This is a genomic window from Streptomyces sp. NPDC041108 (assembly GCF_055592645.1).
Map to the genome: position 1 here is coordinate 72327 of NZ_JBVIYK010000022.1, position 19466 is coordinate 91792.

Genomic DNA, 19466 nt, shown 5'->3' on the forward strand with positions numbered 1-19466 from the left:
ATCCGGTTCTTGGGCTGCACCGCTGTCACAGGGCTTGGGCGAGGCGGTGGTAGGCGGCGTTCCAGCGGACTTCCTTGGCGAACTGCTCGATGCTGGTGGTCTCGTCGATGGTGAGCAGCTCGACGCCGGTCATGGCGGCGTAGTCGGTGAGTGTCTCGATGCCGACGGCCGAGCTGAGCACGGTGTGGTGCGGGGCGCCGGCGAGAAGCCAGCTCTCGGCGGACTCCGCGAGAGAGGGGCGGGGCTTCCACACGGCGCGGGCCACCGGCAGGCGGTGCAGCGGCTCGCTGGGGCTGATGACATCCACGGCGTTGGCGGTCAGCCGGAACCGGTCGCCGAGGTCGGAGAGGCCGACGACGACCGCTTTTCCGGGCGCCGCGTCGAAGACCAGACGGACGGGGTCCTCGCGGCCGCCGATGGAGAGGGGATGGATCTCGCAGCGGGGGCGGGCGGATGCGATGGAGGGGCAGACCTCCAGCATGTGGGCGCCGAGGACGCGTGGGGTGCCGGGGCCGAGGTGGTAGGTGTAGTCCTCCATGAAGGAGGTGCCGCCGGGCAGCCCGGCGCCCATGACCTTCATCGTGCGCAGCAGGGCGGAGGTCTTCCAGTCGCCCTCGCCGCCGAAGCCGTAGCCGTCGGCCATCAGCCGCTGGACAGCGAGGCCGGGCAGTTGGCGCAGGCCGCCGAGGTCCTCGAAGTTCGTGGTGAAGGCGGTGAAGCCGCCCTCGGAGAGGAAGGTCCGCAGGCCGGCCTCGATACGGGCCGCGTAGAGCAGGGAGTCGTGGCGGATGCCGCCGGGGCGCAGCGCCGCGACCACGTCGTACGACTCGACGTACTCCTCCGCGAGTTCGGCCGCCACCTTGTCCTCGACCGCGTCCACGACGGCGACGAGATCATTGACGGCGTAGGTGTTCACGGAGAAGCCGAACCGCAGCTGGGCCTCCACCTTGTCGCCTTCGGTGACGGCGACATCGCGCATGTTGTCGCCGAAGCGGGCGAGGCGCAGGCTGCGCGAGGTGTGGCGGCCGACGGCGGCGCGGGCCCAGGCCGAGACGCGTCGGATGACTCTTGGGTCGGTGGCGTGCCCGGCGACGATCTTGCGGTCGATGCCCACACGGGACTCGATGTGGCCGAACTCGCGGTCGCCGTGGGCGGCCTGGTTGAGGTTCATGAAGTCCATGTCGATGCTCGGCCAGGGCAGCGACAGGTTGTACTGGGTGTGCAGGTGCAGCAGCGGCCGGTCCAGGACGCTGAGTCCGCCGATCCACATCTTGGCGGGTGAGAAGGTGTGCATCCACGCGATCACGCCCACGCAGGTGTCGGAGGCGCTCGCCTCCTGGCAGATCCGCCGGATCGACTCGGCGTTGGTGAGGACCGGTTTCCACACGATCCTGACCGGCAGCTTGCCGGGGCGGCCGAGGGTCTCGGAGATGCTCCGGGACTGGTCGGCCACCTGACGCAGGACGTCGTCGCCGTACAGGCCCTGGCTTCCGGTGAGGAACCAGATCTCGTGCTCGAGGTAGGGGGTGGTGCTGGTGTTCAAGAGGGTTTTCCTTTCAGGGTGACGACCACCGATGAGGCGAGGGCCGTCGGGTACAGGGAGTCGCTCAGGCGGGCGCCTCGGCGCGGATCCGGCGCAGTCGGTGCATGACCTCGTTGGCGCCGCGCCCGAAGTAGTCGTGCAGGAGCTGGTATTCGGCGAACAGCCGGTCGTAGGCCGCGGCCCGCTCCGGGTCGGGCTGGTAGACGCCCGCACGCGCCTTGCCCATGGCCCGGGCGGCGGCCCGGATGTCCGGGTACGCCCCCGCCGCGACCGCCGCGTGCATCGCCGAGCCGAGAGCGGGTCCCTGGGCAGAGTCGATCACGCCGAGGGGTCGGCGGGTGACGTCGGCGTAGATCTGCATGAGCAGCGCGTTCTTCGTCAGGCCGCCCGCGATGATCAGTTCGTGGACGGGCACGCCCGCGGTCTCGAATGTCTCGATGATGGTGCGGGTGCCGAAGGCGGTGGCTTCCAGCAGCGCCCGGTAGACGTCCTCCGGGAGGGTGGACAGGGTCAGGCCCACCAGGACTCCGCTGAGGTCGTGGTCGACCAGGACGCTGCGGTTGCCGCTCTGCCAGTCCAGAGCGATCAGTCCGTGCTGGCCGATCTCCTGTTCGGCCGCGAGTGCCGTCAGGTGTTCGTGTGCGTTCCGTCCGAGCGCGGCGGCCTCCTTGGCGTACGACTCGGGGAAGCCGGTGCGGATGAACCAGCCGAAGATGTCGCCGACGCCGCTCTGCCCGGCCTCGTAGCCCCACAGGCCGGGCAGGATGCCGCCGTCGACGACGCCGCACATGCCCGGGACCTCGGCCCACTGGTCGGAGCTCATGACGTGGCAGGTCGAGGTGCCCATGATGGCCACCATCCGGCCCGGTTCGACGGCCGTGGCGGCGGGCGCCGTCACATGGGCGTCGACGTTGCCGACGCAGACCGCGATGCCTTCGGGAAGACCCGTCCACGCGGCGGCCTCGGCCGTCAACGTGCCCGCCAAATCGCCCAGTTGACCGATGGGGTGGTCCAGCTTGGTGGTCACGAAGTCGGCGAAGCCGGGATTGAGCCCGGCGAGGTACTCGGGGGAAGGGTAGGCGCCGTCCTGGTACTGGCCCTTGTAACCGGCGGTGCAGGCGTTGCGCACGTAGGTGCCGGACAGCCGCCACACGATCCAGTCGGCGGCCTCGATCCAGCGGTCGGTCAGCTCGTAGAGCTCCTGGTCCTCCTCCAGCAGTTGCAGTGCCTTGGCGAACTCCCACTCCGAGGAGATCTTCCCGCCGTACCGCTTCAGCCACGGCTCCTTGCGCTCTGCGGCCAGGTCGGTGATCCGGTCGGCCTGGGCCTGGGCCGCGTGGTGGCGCCACAGCTTGACGTAGGCGTGCGGGCGGCCGGTGAGGTGCGGCAGTTCGCACAGCGGGGTGCCGTCGGTGAGCACCGGCAGCATCGTGCAGGCGGTGAAGTCCGTACCGATCCCGATGACCTGCTCCGGCCGCACACCGGCCTGGGCCAGCGCCTCCGGTACGGCGGTACGCAGGACGTCGATGTAGTCAGAGGGCACCTGCAGGGCCCAGTCGGGCGGCAGCGGGGTCCCGTCGGGCAGCTCCCGGTCGAGGACGGCGTGGGTGTAGGGGTGGTCGGCGGAGGCGAGTTCGGTGCCGTCGGACACGCGAACCACGACGGCCCGTCCGGACAGCGTCCCGTAGTCGACTCCGATGACGTAGGTGTCGGACTGCGGCTGTTCTGCGTGTTCAGCGTTCACCATCTGCTCCCTTCTGTTCGATATTTCGTACGTCGTTCGAGTGTATGGACAAGGCGAAAAAGTGAGATCTGGGAAGCCGGGAAGCCGGCCGTTGAGCGGCGCGACGGTCACCTTGTCGATGTCGGGTGCGAAGGTGGAGGAGTCGCTCAATGTTGTAGTTGCCGGACCCGGAGACCTGGTTGTTGGCGTAGTGCACGTTCATCACGTAGCGCCCGGCCGCAGGGGCGTGCACCTGGAAGGCGCGGGTGTCGCCCGAGCCGTTGCCGATGCTGCCGACGTACTTGCCGCCGGGAGGCCCAGGTGTTGTTGGTGACAGCCGCGGCTCCGGCGCGGGTGGCGGCCTCGGCCTGGTAGGTCGTGGCGCCCGTGGTGTCGACGCTGCTGGTGACACGCAGGTCGCGCAGGGTGAGGCTGTCGCTAGACGGGCCGGCGGCGGTGATGCGGTTGTTACCCGCCGGCAGGTGCAGCTTCAGGGTCTTGTCCGTCAGGCTGCCGCTGGTGGAGGCCGGCGTCGCGGCAGTGTCGCCGTCCAGGCTGAGCGTGCTGCTCGCGGTGGATGCGTAGTCGGCGTGCACGGTGCAGTAGCCGTCGGCCGGAGCGAACACGTCGAAGGCGGCGTTGTCACCGGAGTCCAGGACCAGGGCACCGGCGCCTCGGGGAGCGAGGGTCTGGGATGTGAAGAGCGGGCCGACAGCCGTAGATGTCGCCGGTCTCCTGCCGGAGGCTTCGCCGGAGCGTGGAACGGTGGACCAGTGGCGGGTGCGGAACACGTGCTGTCCCCTTCGACGGTCGCAGTCCGATATTTCGAACGACGTGCGGTATTGCGAACTGCGAACTACGATCGAAAGATAGGTTTCAGCCAAGAGCATGTCAATGGAACTGGCCAGTTCAGTTCCGAGTCGTCCTGGGCCCGTTCTCGCCGCCGGCGTGGCCTGGGCGGCGTCGAGCTGCAAGTCCATCGAGACGGTGATCGAGCCCATGCCGCTCATGATGTTGTCCGGCACCTTGATGCAGGTGCCGGACCCGTTGAACGTGAGCCCCTCACCGTTGCCCGACCAGCCCGCGGTGCCGTTACGATCGACGGTGACACCCTCGAGGTGCGCGGCGACGGTGAGGTCCCGCCGAAGGACACCGTGGCCCGGGTGCGGCTTCTGGAGATCGACACTCGGAGCGTGGTGCCTGTTTCGCCGACGACGCCACTGCCCGCACGACCATGCTCCTGCGGCCGGGCAGCCGCGTCCGCGCCGAACGGGACGTCGACCTCACCGACCGCTATGACCGGTACCTGCTGTACGTGTGGAACGAGCAGGGCACCTTTGTCAACCAGTCCCTTGTCCGCAGCGGTCACGCCGAGGCGGTCCTCTTCCCGCCCAACGACAAGTACTGGCCCAGGATCTCTGACGCCGGGGACGCCGCCCGGCAGGCGGGAGCCGGCCTGTGGACCGCCTGCCCCGAGCAGCCGGAAACCTCCATCGCTCCGACGGAGCGGCGGCTACGACTCCGCGGTCAGAGTTCGCCGCGGCGTGCGAGTTGATTCAGCGCGTTCTCGCGGATGGTCTTGTTCTCGTCGTCGCGCAAGCCTTCGAGAGCGTCCCGGGCCTCCGGGCCGGGAATGGCGCCGAGAGCCCAGATCGCCTTCACCGCGAGCGCCCGGTTCTCGTCCCAGTCCAGGTGCTCGGGAACCCAGTGGGTCGCCAGGGCCAGCGTCGGCACCGTACGGGGCGAGCGGAGGCGGCCCAGCATCCTGACGATGTCCTCGTGGTCCCTGTGCCAGTCGGCGGGGAACAACTCGGTCAACGCCTCCAGGAACTCCTCGACCGAGGCGCCGGCCGCGGCATGGAGGATCAGCGCCATCTCGACGTCGTCGGCGTCCTGGCGCTCCATGGCGTCCCGGAGCAGCCTCAGCGCCAGGGCCTCGCCGCCGGACTCGCCGAAGTGGGCGAGCACCTCGTCGAGCGTGCGCGTCGGACCATCACCCAGTCCGACCGCCAGGCCCATGATCAGTTCCTGCTCCAATCGTGCTTCGGCTCAGCCCATGAGCCGAAGCACGGGCTGCCCGCACGGTAAAGCCGTGCGGGGCAGCCGGCGGGGTGAGGGAATGCGGTCAGGCCCAGGGATTGACCGCCGTGAAGGAACTGTCGGCGCGGAAGGTGGCGTTGTCCTGGAAGGGGTCGATGCGCAGCTCGTAGTTGTAGTGGCGGAGGTAGCGGCCGGGGTAGTTGTACGACTCCAGGGAGACCGAGCCGGCGGTCGAACCGGGGCGGGCGCAGTAGGTGGCGTCCTTGTTGAAGAGCGCCGTGCCGCCCGGCGCGTCGAAGCGGATCCGGAGGTCCTTGTGGCGCAGGTAGCGGCCGGACGCGTCACGGAACGAGTAGCAGCTGCCGTCGGCCAGACCGGGGACGATGGTGAAGGTGGCGCTCTGTTTGACCGCCGTGGTGCTGGAGGACGTCACCGGGTCGAGGTAGCCGAGGCTGTCGGAGCGTACGGCGGCGTAGCGGCCGGGGAAGTTGACGGACTGGAGCGAGCGGGTGGTGTCCGTCGGCAGGGTGGTGCCGGCGGTGACCGGGTCGATGCTCTCCAGGGTGGGGACGACCTTCTTGATCAGGCCGTCGGAGTCGAACTCCAGCTTGTCGATGGTGGTTTCGCGGTGGGTGCCGTCTCCGCCGGGGATGGCGAAGCGGTGGTAGGCGATGTACCAGTCGTCGGTGCCCGGTACCTGCACCACGGAGTGGTGGCCGGGGCCCTTGATGCCGAGGGAGAGGTCCTTCTCCAGGATCACGCCGCGCTTGGTCCACGGGCCGGTGGGGGAGGAGCCGGTGGCGTAGGCGACGCGGTAGTTCTCGTCGCGGGTGTCGTTCTCCGACCACATGAAGTAGTAGGTGCCCTTGCGATTGATGACGAAGGAGCCCTCGCGGTAGCCGCTGGGGGTGATGTTGGTGACCTTGGAGGCGTCGAAGGAGACCATGTCGTCGTTCAGGGGGACGACGTACGCCTGGCCGTTGCCCCAGTACAGGTACGACTGGCCATTGTCGTCGGTGAAGACGGCCGGGTCGATCGTCTGGCCGGAGTAGGCGCCGCGGGCGATCAGGGGCTTGCCCAGGGGGTCCTTGAACGGTCCGGTGGGCGAGTCGGAGACCGCGACACCGATGTTCCCGTCGGCGGAGTAGTAGAAGTAGTACTTGCCGTTCTTCGCGGTCATCGCCGGGGCCCAGGCACGGCTGTTGGTCCAGCTGATGTCAGGACCCAGGTCGAGGATGACGCCGTGGTCCGTCCAGTGGACCAGGTCCTTTGAGGAGTACGCCTTGAACTGCGTAGCGCTCCAGTTCGCGAAGCCGTCGGTGGTCGGGTAGATGTAGTACGTGTCGCCGAAGCGGACGATGTTCGGGTCGGCGGTGAGCCCCGGCAGAACCGGGCTCCTCATGACCAGCGCCTCCACCGTCCAGGTCCGCTTCGTCCCGTCGGAGCCCGTCACCTCGTACGTCACCGGCTGGGTGAAGTCGCGCGGGGTGCCGGAGGCCGGGCTGATGGACGCGCCCTGGGCGAGGGTGAACTGCGGGGCGAGCGCGGTGAGGTCAGTGCCCTCCTTCACCGGCAGCGTGATCTTGCTGCGGGCGTCGTCGATGAGGGCATCGATCTTCAGCGAGGGATGGGTGGCCGCGGCGATGTGCGTGGTGTTGCCGCTGATCTCGAGGACCTCGCCGGGCGCCAGCGCGCGGTTGTAGACCCTGAAGTCCCGCATCTTGCCCTTGAAGAGTTTGTCACCGCTGTAGAGGGACTTGCCGATGTAGTTGGCCGTGGTGGTGCCGGATCCGATGGAACCGGGGGTGGTGGTGACCGACGTGTTGCGGGCCACCTCCACACCGTCCTGGTACAGGACGCCTGTGGTGCCGGTCTGCGTGTAGGTGACGTGCTTCCAGACGGAGCGCGGCAGGTCGCTGGTGGTTCGGGTGTTCTGCTCGGTCGAAAAGGCCCCGGAGGCGATGGCGGTCCGGAACGTGTTGCCGGTGCTGAACAGGTACCCGTTGCCCGCTCCGTTGGCGGAGTTGCCGAAGCCGTAGAGGAAGTACGGCGTGGCCTGGGCGGCGTCGATCTGCACGTCCATCGAGACGGTGATCGAGTTCATGCCGCTCATGATGTTGTCCGGCACCTTGATGTAGGTGCTGGACCCGTTGAACGTGAGCCCTTCACCGGAACCGGACCAGCCGGCGGTGCCGTTCACGGTGCCGTCCCGGCCGTTGCCCGAAGAGTCCGCCGCCACCGTGCCGGAGGTGGCGTCGAGTTTGTACCAGAGGGCCAGGCCGTCGGTGATCTCCGCCGCCTGGGCGGGGACCGCCGGGCCCACGACGCCGACCATGAGCGTGGCGGCCGCCACGGCGGCCAGAGCGCCCTGCCGGAATCTCGGGCGGCGCTGTGCTGTCACGCCGCGTGGTCGAAAAGTATCCGGCATGCCGGACAGCTCCTTTCGGTCTGGTGGAGCGATGGGTGGGTGGGGGCGCCGTGCAGGCGCCCCCACCTTGTCGGCGTCGGTCAGCTCGTTACGCGGAAGGTGGCGTCGCTGCGTCCTGTCGCGGTGGTGATGGGGTCGAGGCGGAGCTGGTAGGCGTAGTGGCGGATGTAGCGGTCGGGGTGGTTGTAGGACTGGAAGGACGACCAGGTCGGGTCGGCGAGGCCGGCGACCTTAAGGAAGGTGGCGTCCGCCGCGAACTGGGCGGTGCCGTCGTTGCGGACCAGCTGGAAGTCGTAGTTGGCGTGGCGCAGGAAGTAGCCGGGGAACTTGACCGACTCGAAGGAGACGGTGCCGGTGCCGGTGAGGCCCGGCCGCATCCGGAACTGGGCGTCGTCGGCGGGGCTCACGTTGGGATCGATGCGCACGTCGAAGTTGGTCTGGCGCACGTACCGGTCCTGGAAGTTGAACGACTGCAGGCGCTGGACCGGGGTGCTGGGCCAGCGGGCGAGGACACGGCTCTCCTCGGCGGCCGTGAGCGGCAGGATGGAGCCGTGGCGCTTCTTCGTGACGCCCATGTTGTAGCTGCCGGCCGCCTGCTTCTGGTAGGTGGCGGGGTCGGACGGGTCGGTCGTCACGACCGGCATGTAGCCGCCGTTGATGGCGTACTGGTCGAGGTAGAGAGCCCACTTGTTGGTGCCGTTGAACTTCATCCACATCGGGCCCTCGACCCGCGTGCCGGTCGTGCCCGCCGTGCCGGTCAGGCCGATGCCGGAGAGGTCGCCCAGCCTGGTCCACGTCCCGAGGATGGAGTTGCTGCCCTCGAGGGTGATCTGTCCGTCGCCGGAGGCCCGCACGTAGCGGTAGTCACCGACACCGGCCGGGGGCTCGATGATCTGGGTGTCGATGATCTCCTGGGCGCCGGGGCGGTCGATGTAGATCTGCGGGGTGCTGATGGTGCGGAAGTCGCTGGTGCGGGCGTAGAAGATGCGGTGCTTGGTCTTTCCGTCGAGGGGCACGTTCGTCGCCCAGTACAGGACGTAGTCGTTGGTCTCGGGGTTCCAGATCGCCTCGGGGGCCCAGGCGTTGCGGCCGTCGGGGATCGCGCCGGCGACGTTGAGCAGCCACGGATCCGACCAGGAGACCAGGTCCGTCGACTCCCACACCACCAGGTTGCGGCTGCCGTTGTTGATGGAGGCGTTCCAGTCCTGCCCGCAGCTGATGCACAGGTCGGTCGCGATGATCCAGTACTTGCTGCCGTCGGGGGACCTCACGAGTGCCGGGTCGCGCACCCCCTTGGTGCCGACCGTGGAGCGCAGCACCATGGCGCCGCCGTTGAGGTCGTTCCAGTGCAGGCCGTCGGTGCTGTGCGAGAGGTACATCTGCTGGTTGGTCGCCCCCTCACCGGTGAAGTGCACCATCAGGTAACCCGGGTCGGCGGCGGCGGCCCGCTGAGGTGTGGTAACGACTTGGGCGGTGAAGAGCAGGCAGGCGGCGACGAATATCGCCGCCAGCCGTGAGAGAACCGCGGGCATATGCGTTCCTGTCTTTTGGGGTGCCGTGATCAGGGGCAAGTGAGGTCGAGGGTGAGGCCCGGCCTCCGTACTGTCGGGGCAGGACCGACTCCGCGCGACGTGGGCGCCGCGTCGCGCTGGTCAGCGGCCGACGTGCCGCGGTTTCCGCGTGAGCATGGCAGCGACCGGGGACCCCGCCGTGGCGGGTCGGGTGACGAAGGCGGCGGAGAGGGCCGCCGGAGCCAGGCTCGGGAGCGCGCCGGAGACGGGTGCGTAACATGGGCTGTCCCCTTTGACGGCCATGGTTCGAAAAATCGAACATTGTTCGCAAGTTCGATCAGAAGATAGGTCTCAGTCAGAAGCGCGTCAATGAAACCGGCCAGTTCCATTTCCGCGCGGTCGCACGCGCAACCGCCCATGACGGTGAGACTTGCTCCGCTACGCCCCCTGAGCTGCGGAGACTTCCCCACGCGCTCGGGCCGCGCGTCAGTACGCCGACTGCACAACCACTGCCAGGGCGCTACGAACAGGGCAGAGATCTCGCCTGCAAGCACGTAACGCCGAAACCTCCATCCGTCGGCGGCCTCGGAGAGCAGCACCGGCCTGGCGGATCGAACCTCAGCCTCCGACGCGACGCCCTCGCGTCCAGTCCCGCGAAGGCGTGCTCGCGCCGGCGGGCGGCCGCCGCGTAGCGCCGGCCGCATGCGACACCGACCTCAGTGGCCGCAGCGAACGACTCCTGGTCCGCCCCTTTGATCAGAGCCTCGGGGCGTATGTCGATCAGCCAGACGCCGTGGAGGGTCACCGCGAGGTGGTCAGGGATGTGGGAGCGGCGCTTCCCGCAGGTCCCGAAAGAGATCTTCAACGGCTGCGAGACGACGTCGACCACGTCGCCGGCGAAGTCCAGGGCAAGCAGCACCCGGCCCTCCGCCAAGCTCTCCGCGCCGTGATGACGGCCGGTGCTGGTCAGAAACTGCAGGCCAGGACCGTGCCCTTGGCCCCGACGCCAGGTGAAGTGCCGCGGGTCGCTCGTGAGCACCGGCTCCTGTACGAGGTCATGTACCGAACAGGACGCATCGTCTCCACCTGCCCGCCATGAGACCGCTCACCGTCTCGTCCAGCCGTCACGCGGATCCAGACCTGGCCCGCCCGCATCGACGTCCGTCGACACGAAAAGGTCCTCCTGGCTGCACTGATGCAACCAGACGCTCCCGGTGTCAGCGGCTTCGACCACTCTCGCCGACCCAACACGTGTAGCGGCCATGACCTCATGAAATCGCCGCAGAGAACCCCCCGGTCGACCGGCTCCCGGGGCGCGCGACGCGCGGGGCGAGCGGACGGCGCGCAGTGCGCCGGGGCGGACAGGGCGTGGTCATCATCGGCCTTGTCTTCGTGCTGCGGATTCGGAGCGGGCCGCCGCCAGAGCGCTGTACGACGGCCCGCCGGATTGAGCCGAAGCTCAGGAGGTTGTCACCATCGGGACCGGCTGAGCTGGTGAATGGGAGCGGTCGAAGCAGCCTGGCTGTCACAAGCGAGGCATCGGACTTCTCACAAGCCCTCATTCAGGAGCCTTTCTGTCACCAGCTACCGGAAGCCCCCGCCCGCATCGGCCGCCGCGACGTCCGGCGCCGGGCGAAGGGGTGGACGCCGGCGCCATCGCGGCGGCCCTCGAGGGCGCGCGGTTCGACGCCCGGCAGGACTCCAGGCACGAGGACCTGGCGGACGACGTGCGCGGCCCGGCGGAGCTCGCGGAGGGGGAGCGCGTCGCGCAGCTGCTCGCCGACACGGCGCCGGGCGCCCTGTACGACCCGGACACCGACGACGTCGTCCAGGCCGAGCTCGCCGCCGCCCGCTCGATGGCGGAGGCTCAGTAACGAGCGACGGTTCAGCACTGGGTCTCCTTCGAGGGGGGGGGCAGCGGGCGGGGCACCGTGGGCGAGGTTTGCTGCTCGTGTCGGTGGTGGGGCAGTGTCCAGGATGTAGATCATCTGGCTAGCGGGCGACTTCGAGGTTCGAGACCTCGCAGCGGGCCGTTGGCACTGGACAACGGACAACCCTGTCCATGACTTCGGCTCGCCGGCCCAACCGGGCTGCAGAGCAGGATCAGGCAAGGGGTGGCCAGAATCGGCTCCGGCAGTGTCCACGTCACGCACCCATGCCTTCCACCCAGGCCATCGGCCGCCCAGGTGACGGCGGCGGGCGGACCGGTCATGGTCGGGCGCGCGGTGTTTCCCCCGGTCCCACCAGCCCCTCGCGCCCCGAGAGCAACACCCGCCGTGACATTGCAGCCACGTGTGCCCGGTGGGAGGGGGCGAGGCGGACGGCGGTGACCGGTTCTGAGTCGCCGTCGGTGCCGGGCGCCTTCTCCCGTACGACACCGGGGTCGCCACCGTCCTCGGGACCTGGGCCGCCGAGGTCCAACAAGGTGGAGGTGTGTGGACGGCTATGCCCCCTGGACTCCGTCACGCCGTTAATTTCAGTTCTGTGCATCACGTTTACGCGACCCATTGACTTTCAGCCGCAGCCGTAACTACCTTCTCGCAGAATATCGAACAGTGTTCGCTATTTCGAACGTTCGAGACGCCGCATGAGTGCCCAATGGAGGACACATTTATGCGCAAGCGCCGCAGAAGTAGCCGCCGCGCCCTTGCCGCCCTGTGCGGCTCGGTGTTGTCCATCAGTCTGCTGTCCGCCGGGCCGGGTGCGACGTCCGCCCAGGCCGCCGACGACCCCAACGCCGTCGCGCTGGACAAGGACGCGATCCTCGCGGCCAACCAGCTCGACGAGCCGAAGTGGTACAAGGACAACATCCCGTTCCTCGACACACCCGACAACGACATCGACGACGTCTACTACTACCGGTGGAGCACCTTCAAGCGTGCGCTGCGCTACACGGTGCCGGGCACCGGGTACGTGTCGACCGAGTACGACGTCCCGATCGGCTACGCCGGGAACCCGTACACCGCGCTCCCGGACGCCACCGGCTACCACCTGCTGGACGGCCGCTGGCTGCACAACCGCGACTACGCGGGTGACTACCTGGACTTCTGGCTGCGCGGGGCGGGCAACTCGGGTGTCCGGAGCTTTAGCGAGTGGATCACGAGCGCCGCCTACCAGCGGTACCTCGTCACCGGGGATGCCGCGCAGATCAAGTCGGCGCTCCCGCATCTCATCGCGCTGTACAAGCGGTGGGACTCCAACTTCGACAACGACATCACGGTCAACGGCACGCAGTCCACCAGCGACCTGTACCACCAGAGCCCGCTGTCCGACGCCACGGAGTACACCGAGACGTCGATGCACAGCAGCAACTGGTTCAGCGGCGGCCGCGGCTACCGGCCCACCATCAACGCGTACATGTACGCCGCCGCCCAGGCGATCAGCAAGATCGCCACCATGAACGGCGACACGGCGACCGCGAACGACTACGACGCCAAGGCCGCACAGCTCAAGTCAGCCGTACAGAACTCACTGTGGGACCCGCAGCGCAACTTCTTCATGCAGGTCTACAACACCGACGCCACCAACGGCACCCTGAAGCAGACCAGGACGACCTGGCGGGAGCTCATGGGCTACGCCCCCTGGGCCTTCAACCTCCCCGACGCGCAGTACTCGTCGGCGTGGAAGTACCTGAACGACCCCAAGCGGTTCAAGGCGCCGTTCGGGCCCACGACACTGGAGCGGGTGCACGACTTCGAGGCCGAGCAGGCCACCGTCAACCACGCCACCGTCTTCAGCGGGTCCACCGCCTCCAACGGCAAGTACGTCGGCAAGATCGACTATGACGACAGCTACGTCACCTTCACCGTGGACGCACCCGGCGCCGGGACCTACCCCGTGACCGTGCACTACGCCAACGGCACCTCCGGCACGTCGACCCACAAGCTGATCGTGAACGACGACACCGCGAACCCCATCACGGTCAGCTACGCGCCCACCGGGGCCTGGCAGAAGTTCTCCGAGTCGCAGTCCGTGACCGTGCAGGTCCCCCTGAAGGCCGGGGCCAACACGCTGAGGTTCGCCAAGGGCACGAGCTTCGCCGAGATCGACCGGATCACCGCGAACCCGTACTTCAACTACCAGGCGATACCCGCCCAGCAGAAGCGCGACGACGCCAACTGCTGCCACTGGAACGGTCCGAGCTGGCCGTTCCAGACCAGCCAGGTCCTGACCGGCCTCGCGAACCTGCTCCAGGACTACCCCGCGCAGAGCTTCGTCACCAAGGCCGACTACCAGACGATGCTGGCCCAGTTCGCCGACCTCCAGCACAAGGACGGCAAGCCCTACATCGCCGAGGCCGCCAACGGTGACACCGGCGACTGGATCTACGACGGGTTCAACTTCAGCGAGCACTACAACCACTCCAGCTTCAACGACCTGGTCCTCACCGGTCTGCTGGGCATCAAGCCGCAGGCGAACAACACGCTGGTGCTCAAGCCGCTGGTCCCCTCGGGCTGGGACTACTTCGCGGTCGAGAGCCTCCCATACCACGGCCACACCTACTCGATCCGCTGGGACCGGGACGGCACGCACTACGGCAAGGGCAGCGGGCTGCAGATCTTCCAGGACGGCGTCCGCATCCACCAGTCCTCGACGGTCGGCAACACCACCGTGAACGTGGCCGCCCCCGTCACCCCGGCGCCGGCCCCGCGACTGATGAACGTGGCGGCCAACCCGCTCACCGCCGAGCAGAACTGGCTGGGCCGCACCGTCACACAGCCCTACCCGAAGGCCTTCGCCTCCTACACCAACACCGTCTCCAACGGCCCGCACTGCCACAGCGGCCAGGCCTGCAAGCCGACCACCTTCGACGCCCCGCTGCGGGCCACCGACGGCTGGATCCGCTACGACAAGATCCCCGACGACCGGTGGACCAACTCCGGCTCGCCGAACGCCACCGACCACCTCGGCGTCGACTTCGGCGCGCCACGCAAGATCAACGAGGTGAAGCTCTACACCTACGACGACGGCGCGAACATCCGTGTCCCGGCGAGCTACACCGTCCAGTACCTCAAGGACGGGGCGTGGGTGGACGTCCCGGGCCAGACGAAGAGCCCTGCGGCGCCGGTCGCGAACAACGCCAACGAGGTGACCTTCCCGGCGATCACGACCTCCCAGTTCCGGGTGGTCTTCACCCCCCAGGCTGGCAAGTTCGTCGGCGTCACCGAGCTGGAGTCCTGGTACCCGGAGACACCGCGAGTGAAGATCGTCAACAAGAACAGCCACCTGGAGCTCGGGATCACCGGTTCCTCGATCGTCGCCGGAGGTGCCGTACAGCAGCAGAGCGCCAGTGACAGCGCCAACCACTGGTGGAAGATCGTCCCGGCCGAGAACGGCTACTACAAGATCTTCAACACCAACAGCGGACAGGTCCTCGGCGTCAAGGGAGCGTCCACGACCGCCGGCGCGGCGGCGCTGCAGTGGGGGGACACGCTGACCGCCGACCACCTGTGGTCGATCGTCGACGCCGGTGGCGGCTACGCCAAGCTCGTCAACAAGAACAGCGGCCTGGTACTGGGGATCGACGGAATGTCCACGTCCTCCGGAGCGCCGGCCCTGCAATGGGACGACAACGGCACGGCCGACCAACTGTGGCGCATCACCGCAGAGGACGGGTCCACGCCGTTCACTGAGTGACCGGGCCGGCCGGCTCGTGACCTGAAGACCGCCGCGTTCCCTCCGGGGCGCGGCGGACTTCTCTTTCCCGCCCTCCAGCCACGCCCGGTTCCCCGCGCCCCTTCAGGCCTCCGGCCCTCCGGAGGCTGCGAGAGCACGGACGCCCCTCACGATCCCGTCTCGGAATTCCGCAGGAGACTTGAGATCCGTCATGCAATCGATTCCGTGAAGTAAGTGGGGCCCCGAGAACGTGTCCCGGGGCCGCGCACTGACCGGCGCAACGGTCAGACAGGGACGGCGTCAGGCCAGAGCCCGGGAGGCGCGCAGGCCGTAGCCGGACAGCGCCCAGTACGCGGTCAGCAGCCCCCGTTGACTGTGGGGGATGTCGTCGGCGTGGCGGCGCATCTCCATCTCCCCGTAGTAGAAGTCCGCCGCCCCCGGCTCGTGCTTTCCATCCTCGAAGGCCTTGCGTAGCGCCCGATACACCGGTGCCAGCTGCAACAGCCCCGTCCGCCCGGCGCCGAGCACCGCCACGTTCCAGCCCCGCATCGCCCCCGGCTGGCCGGCGCGCCAGTGGTGTTCCTCGGCCAGGACGCGGCGCTCGGTGAACCGCACAGGCAGCCAGCGTCTCCAGCCCACGGCAGGCGGGGCCGTATCGAAAGTGCAGGCCCCCTCCAAGCAGAGCTGGTCCAAGTGCACGGTGCCGGCGAACAGACATCCCGACAGATCGAGGTCGGCCAGGACCAGATGGGCCGCATCCACCCCACGCAGCGACGCCACCCACACCCCAGGGTCGGGAGGGCTCGGAAAGGGATCTTCGGCGAGCTGTCGGCCGTCGGTGAGCACGAACGGATCCGGCTCGGCGGCGATCGTGAGGGGGTACTCGAACACCGCATGAGCGAAGTCCACCGTGGCATAGCGCAGGCGGATCTCCGCTGTCGATGACCAGCGAGTGCGACGGCACTCCAGACGGCGCGCAGCGAACGAGAGGGTCACCGGGCCGCCGAACCTCGAGCCGGACAGCACAACCTGCCCAGTACACACCAAAGGCTCGAACTGGTCAGCCTTCACGAAGGCCGCCGACCGGAACCCGGCGTCCCGCTCGAAGGTAGCCGACCCGAACTTGGCGGCGCCTTTCGCACCATTGAAGGTCGCCGACTCGAACTCGGCGTCGCCGAAGTCGGGGTGACCGGTTGCGGGGTTACGGAGGTTGAGTAAGGCGTTGAGGAGGGACTCGGTGAAGAGTTGTGCCCCGGTGGTCGATGCTGGCGCCGGGAGTCAGGGCCGCCAGGCAGGCGTCACGGTCGGCGTCGGACAGGTGGGCGAGGCGCGCGGTGGCCGGAGACGTGGATGCCGCGACAAGCAACGGGGTCGGCAGCAGGGTCTGCGCCGTGTGCGCAGTGCGGCCAGGTTGGCGGTTCAGATGTGCTCATGGTGCAGCGGCTCCACGGTGTCAGGTGCCCGTATGGACGCGCTGGGGGACGGGAGCGGTTCAGGCTCGACGCTGACGGGCAGCGTCGGGGATCGGTTCCCACGTTGCGAACATGCCGTACGTGCCTGAACAACCCGTAGATACCTGCCAGGCACGGTGCGCTGAGAGATACATGCCTCACATGCCTGTCGCCCGCTCGACACTCGAGATGACGCCAGCGGCGACCGGACCACCCTCGCCGGGAAGCGGAACGCCGCCCTCGTGCTGATCGGCTTCGCCACGGCGGGCCGCTTCTCCGAGCTGATCGCCCTCGACCTCGCCGCCGTCGAGGAGACCGAGCACGGCTACGACGTGACCCTCTACCGGAAGAAGTCCGCAAGCACACGCCGAACCCGATCCTGTACGGCACCGACCCGGCGACCTGCCCCGCCGCCGGCCGCGCTGCGCGCCCTCGCAGGGGGTTGTGCAGCGCCGAGCGCGAGACCGTGCCCCCCTCCCGAGCGGCAGCGAAGACCAAGTGGTCCAACGACGGCGAACCCGCTGCCCCGTACAGCTCGGTCAGTGCCGAGTACGGCGCTGTCACGTTGTTGGGCGGGTAAGTGTCTGATGGTGCGTCGTGGAGTGGTGGGGCCCGGTTCCGGGCTGTGCTAAGGCCGTGGTGGGCAGGTCGGGGGCGCCGGTGATCTGCTCCCAGATGGTGAAGCGGACGGTCATCTCGGCTGGGTAGTGGTGTGCGGGCATCAGGTGGCGTCGGGGGCGGAAGTGGGGTGAGATGCAGCTGAACGCGGACAGGGTCCGCTGCAGAGCCGGTACGGCGGAAGCGTTTCATCGGGCGTTCGCGCTGCCTGGTGGGCTGGTGGCTGTTCTCCGCCCGGTTGTTCAGCCCCTTGTGACAGCGGTGCTCGACCGAGGGCATGACCTCGCGGTGGGCCGCGCCCTAGGAGCGGAGCCTGTCGGTGATGATCACCCTGGGCACCGTGCGGTCTTTGTGAGCAGTCTGCGGAAGAAGCGTCTGGCCGCGGCGTTGTCCTGCCGGTTCTGCACGAGGATGTCGAGGACGTGCTCGTCCTGGTCGACCGCCCGCCACAGCTACCGCTGCTCGCCGTTGATCTTGATGAAGACCTCGTCCAGGTGCCACTTGTCGCCGGGCTTCGGCTGCCTGCGGCGCAGCGCGCTGGCGTAGGCCTGCCCGAACTTGCCGCACCAGCGGCGGACCGTCTCGTAGGAGACGACGATCCCGCGCTCGAGCATCAGCTCCTCGACCTCCCGGAACGACAGCGGGAAACGGTGGTACAGCCACCACAGTGGGAGATGACCTCGATCGGGTACCGGTGCCCTTGTACGACAGCGACGCACTCCCCACGGACGACCCCTCCCAGCCTGATCGATCCGAAGATCATCCCACCGGTCAACCAACGTGACAGTGCGCGCTTCCCGACAGCCGCACGGGCGGTACCAGGGCGGGCCTGCTCCCGACGCCGCACGAGGCCCTCCGCCTCGATGGCCGCCTGCTCACGCAGCCGCTCCTCGAGGGCCCGGCGGCGCTCGCCCTCGCTCAGACCGGGCAGCTTCCGGTCGACCTCCGCCGCGATCTTCGCCCGCGGACAGGCGGGATGTGGAGCACGTAGCCGCAGTCCTCGCATTCCCCGCTAGCGTCCAGCCGGATCCCGTCATCGCACCGGCGATCCGAGCACGCCTGACGCTGCGCCAGGCCCCGCCGGATCAGTGACGGGTACGGCCGACGAACACCCCTCACGCATCGAGATCCCGGAGACGAAGCTGCCCTATGCCCATCGGAGGCCCGGTGTCAGCTCGATCCGTGTCGTGTCACTTTCACGGAAGATATAAACGGAGTCGGTCATGGCATTCCATCCGACGGGAACCACATAGTAGCGGCCGTTTCGCTCGATGAGCAGGCGCAGCCCTCTGTAGCGGTAGCGCAGATGTGTGGCCGGACCGAGATCATCGACCTTGAGGCCGGGCGGGCCGGTCAGGCTCAGACGCTCAGTGCTGAAGAGGACGATCCCGGGCCAGCGGACGACATGGTGGGCTGCCGACTTTGCTTCGCGATCGCCGAGCTGTGCCGCAATCAAGGTGATGGCCAGAAGCAGGAACGCCAGAGCGGCAAAGAGCGGTACCGCCCTCTCCATCAGCCCCTGTCCCCTGCCATGCAGCGCGGCTCTGCTCTGCCCCATCAGCAAACCTGCGCCCACCGTGGCCGGGGCAGCCCAGTAGGCCTCGATTCGCGGCCACATCAGGAAGAGCACAAGGCCGGCCGCCACGACCAACCAATACTGCCCGGCCACTGCGCCCCACACCGTGGCCGTACGCCGCCTGATGCGGCTGGTCAGTGGCAGACGCCTGATGAAGTGCGGTGCACTCGTGAGCAGAAGCACGGCGACGATGGCGACGAGGACCGAGCGTGAGAGCACTTGCAGACTCTCGACCACATACTCGGAAAACCCAAAACCCAGAGACGAAGGGGAGATATGGAAGTTGTTGTAGTACCGGTAGGTGTAGATGAGTCCCACGTAAAACATCAGCGCCGCGATGAACGACGCCTCCGCGACAACAAGCTTCAGGATCGCGGTCGGGTCGCCCCGCCGGGAGCTCTCCTGCGTGTCTGGTGGAAGTCTCACGAGCGGGCGACGCCGGGTGTGATCCCGCCGCTAGGAACACCACCGCCGTCCGTAGGCGGCTTCTCACTGGTAGGAGGAGGGGGTACCGGCACGTTGGGGTCACCACCGCCGTCCGTCGGGGCCGGGTCTTCAGGGCCCTCGGTCGGAGGCGGTTCGTAGGGATCTGTAGGGGCGTCAGTCGGGGATGGCCCGTCGGTCTCTGGTGCGCTGGTCTCGGTGGTGGCTTTCGACGATGGGCTCGCCGACGGCTCGTTTTTACCGTTGTCGCCATTGCAAGCAGCGACAGCCAGACAGCACACCAGCAACGGCCCGGCCAGCAGCACACGATGGACCCGTCGCAATCGAACCTCCTTATCGTCGCCCCCCAGACGACAGTAGCCAGATACAAGAAAGCAGATAGAAGACCACCTCGCGTGTTGGCCTCACAGCACGCGTACGGCCTAGATGATTAGTTCCGATGTGGCTCAGTGGTCGTAGGCGGTCAGGGACCTGGTGATGGGTGCGCCGATGGTGCGGTTGTGCCAGATCGCGCAG

Annotated in this window: 11 protein-coding genes and 2 pseudogenes; 3 read left to right on the forward strand and 10 right to left on the reverse strand. The window is 68.1% G+C overall.

The window, feature by feature from the left end:
• Positions 1–25: 25 nt before the first annotated feature.
• The 3 genes from araA to ACZ6BB_RS37740 form a co-directional block, all read right to left on the reverse strand.
• Positions 26–1543, reverse strand: coding sequence for an L-arabinose isomerase (gene araA / locus ACZ6BB_RS37730; RefSeq protein WP_471619631.1), 1518 nt, complete (start codon positions 1541–1543; stop codon positions 26–28).
• A gap of 64 nt (positions 1544–1607) precedes the next feature.
• A complete protein-coding gene (araB, locus tag ACZ6BB_RS37735; RefSeq protein WP_471619632.1) occupies positions 1608–3290 on the reverse strand; it encodes a ribulokinase in 1683 nt (560 codons plus the stop codon).
• A gap of 143 nt (positions 3291–3433) precedes the next feature.
• Entirely contained in the window at positions 3434–4267 is an 834-nt protein-coding gene (locus tag ACZ6BB_RS37740; protein ID WP_471619633.1) for a hypothetical protein, read from the reverse strand.
• Between the two features lie 233 nt (positions 4268–4500).
• Between ACZ6BB_RS37740 and ACZ6BB_RS37745 the strand changes: the two genes are divergently transcribed.
• Positions 4501–4821, forward strand: coding sequence for a thermonuclease family protein (locus ACZ6BB_RS37745; RefSeq protein ID WP_471619634.1), 321 nt, complete (start codon positions 4501–4503; stop codon positions 4819–4821).
• Here the strand turns inward: ACZ6BB_RS37745 and ACZ6BB_RS37750 are convergent.
• The 4 genes and pseudogenes from ACZ6BB_RS37750 to ACZ6BB_RS37765 form a co-directional block, all read right to left on the reverse strand.
• A complete protein-coding gene (locus ACZ6BB_RS37750) occupies positions 4794–5285 on the reverse strand; it encodes a HEAT repeat domain-containing protein (RefSeq protein WP_471619635.1) in 492 nt (163 codons plus the stop codon). The two genes, ACZ6BB_RS37745 and ACZ6BB_RS37750, sit on opposite strands and share 28 nt — an antisense overlap.
• A 106-nt stretch (positions 5286–5391) precedes the next feature.
• Positions 5392–7674, reverse strand: a pseudogene (locus ACZ6BB_RS37755) (family 43 glycosylhydrolase); the annotation flags it as partial.
• A 140-nt stretch (positions 7675–7814) separates the two neighbouring features.
• Positions 7815–9266: a glycoside hydrolase family 43 protein gene (locus ACZ6BB_RS37760; protein WP_471619636.1), complete on the reverse strand. Its 1452-nt coding sequence runs from the start codon at positions 9264–9266 to the stop codon at positions 7815–7817.
• 499 nt (positions 9267–9765) lie between these two features.
• Positions 9766–10164, reverse strand: coding sequence for a hypothetical protein (locus ACZ6BB_RS37765; protein ID WP_471619637.1), 399 nt, complete (start codon positions 10162–10164; stop codon positions 9766–9768).
• A gap of 721 nt (positions 10165–10885) precedes the next feature.
• On the opposite strand from ACZ6BB_RS37765, the gene ACZ6BB_RS37770 reads away from it, so the two are divergent.
• Both ACZ6BB_RS37770 and ACZ6BB_RS37775 read left to right on the forward strand, forming a co-directional pair.
• Entirely contained in the window at positions 10886–11119 is a 234-nt protein-coding gene (locus ACZ6BB_RS37770) for a hypothetical protein (protein ID WP_471619638.1), read from the forward strand.
• Positions 11120–11843: 724 nt separating this feature from the next.
• Complete coding sequence (locus tag ACZ6BB_RS37775) at positions 11844–14882, forward strand: MGH1-like glycoside hydrolase domain-containing protein (protein WP_471619639.1); 3039 nt, start codon at positions 11844–11846, stop codon at positions 14880–14882.
• Positions 14883–15161: 279 nt separating this feature from the next.
• Here the strand turns inward: ACZ6BB_RS37775 and ACZ6BB_RS37780 are convergent, their stop codons facing one another.
• The 3 genes and pseudogenes from ACZ6BB_RS37780 to ACZ6BB_RS37790 form a co-directional block, all read right to left on the reverse strand.
• Positions 15162–15857, reverse strand: a complete 696-nt coding sequence (locus tag ACZ6BB_RS37780) for a hypothetical protein (RefSeq protein ID WP_471619640.1) — start codon at positions 15855–15857, stop codon at positions 15162–15164.
• 1212 nt (positions 15858–17069) lie between these two features.
• Positions 17070–17641: pseudogene (locus ACZ6BB_RS37785) on the reverse strand (IS6 family transposase); the annotation flags it as partial.
• A 436-nt stretch (positions 17642–18077) separates the two neighbouring features.
• Positions 18078–18932, reverse strand: coding sequence for a hypothetical protein (locus ACZ6BB_RS37790; protein WP_471619641.1), 855 nt, complete (start codon positions 18930–18932; stop codon positions 18078–18080).
• Positions 18933–19466 lie beyond the last annotated feature (534 nt).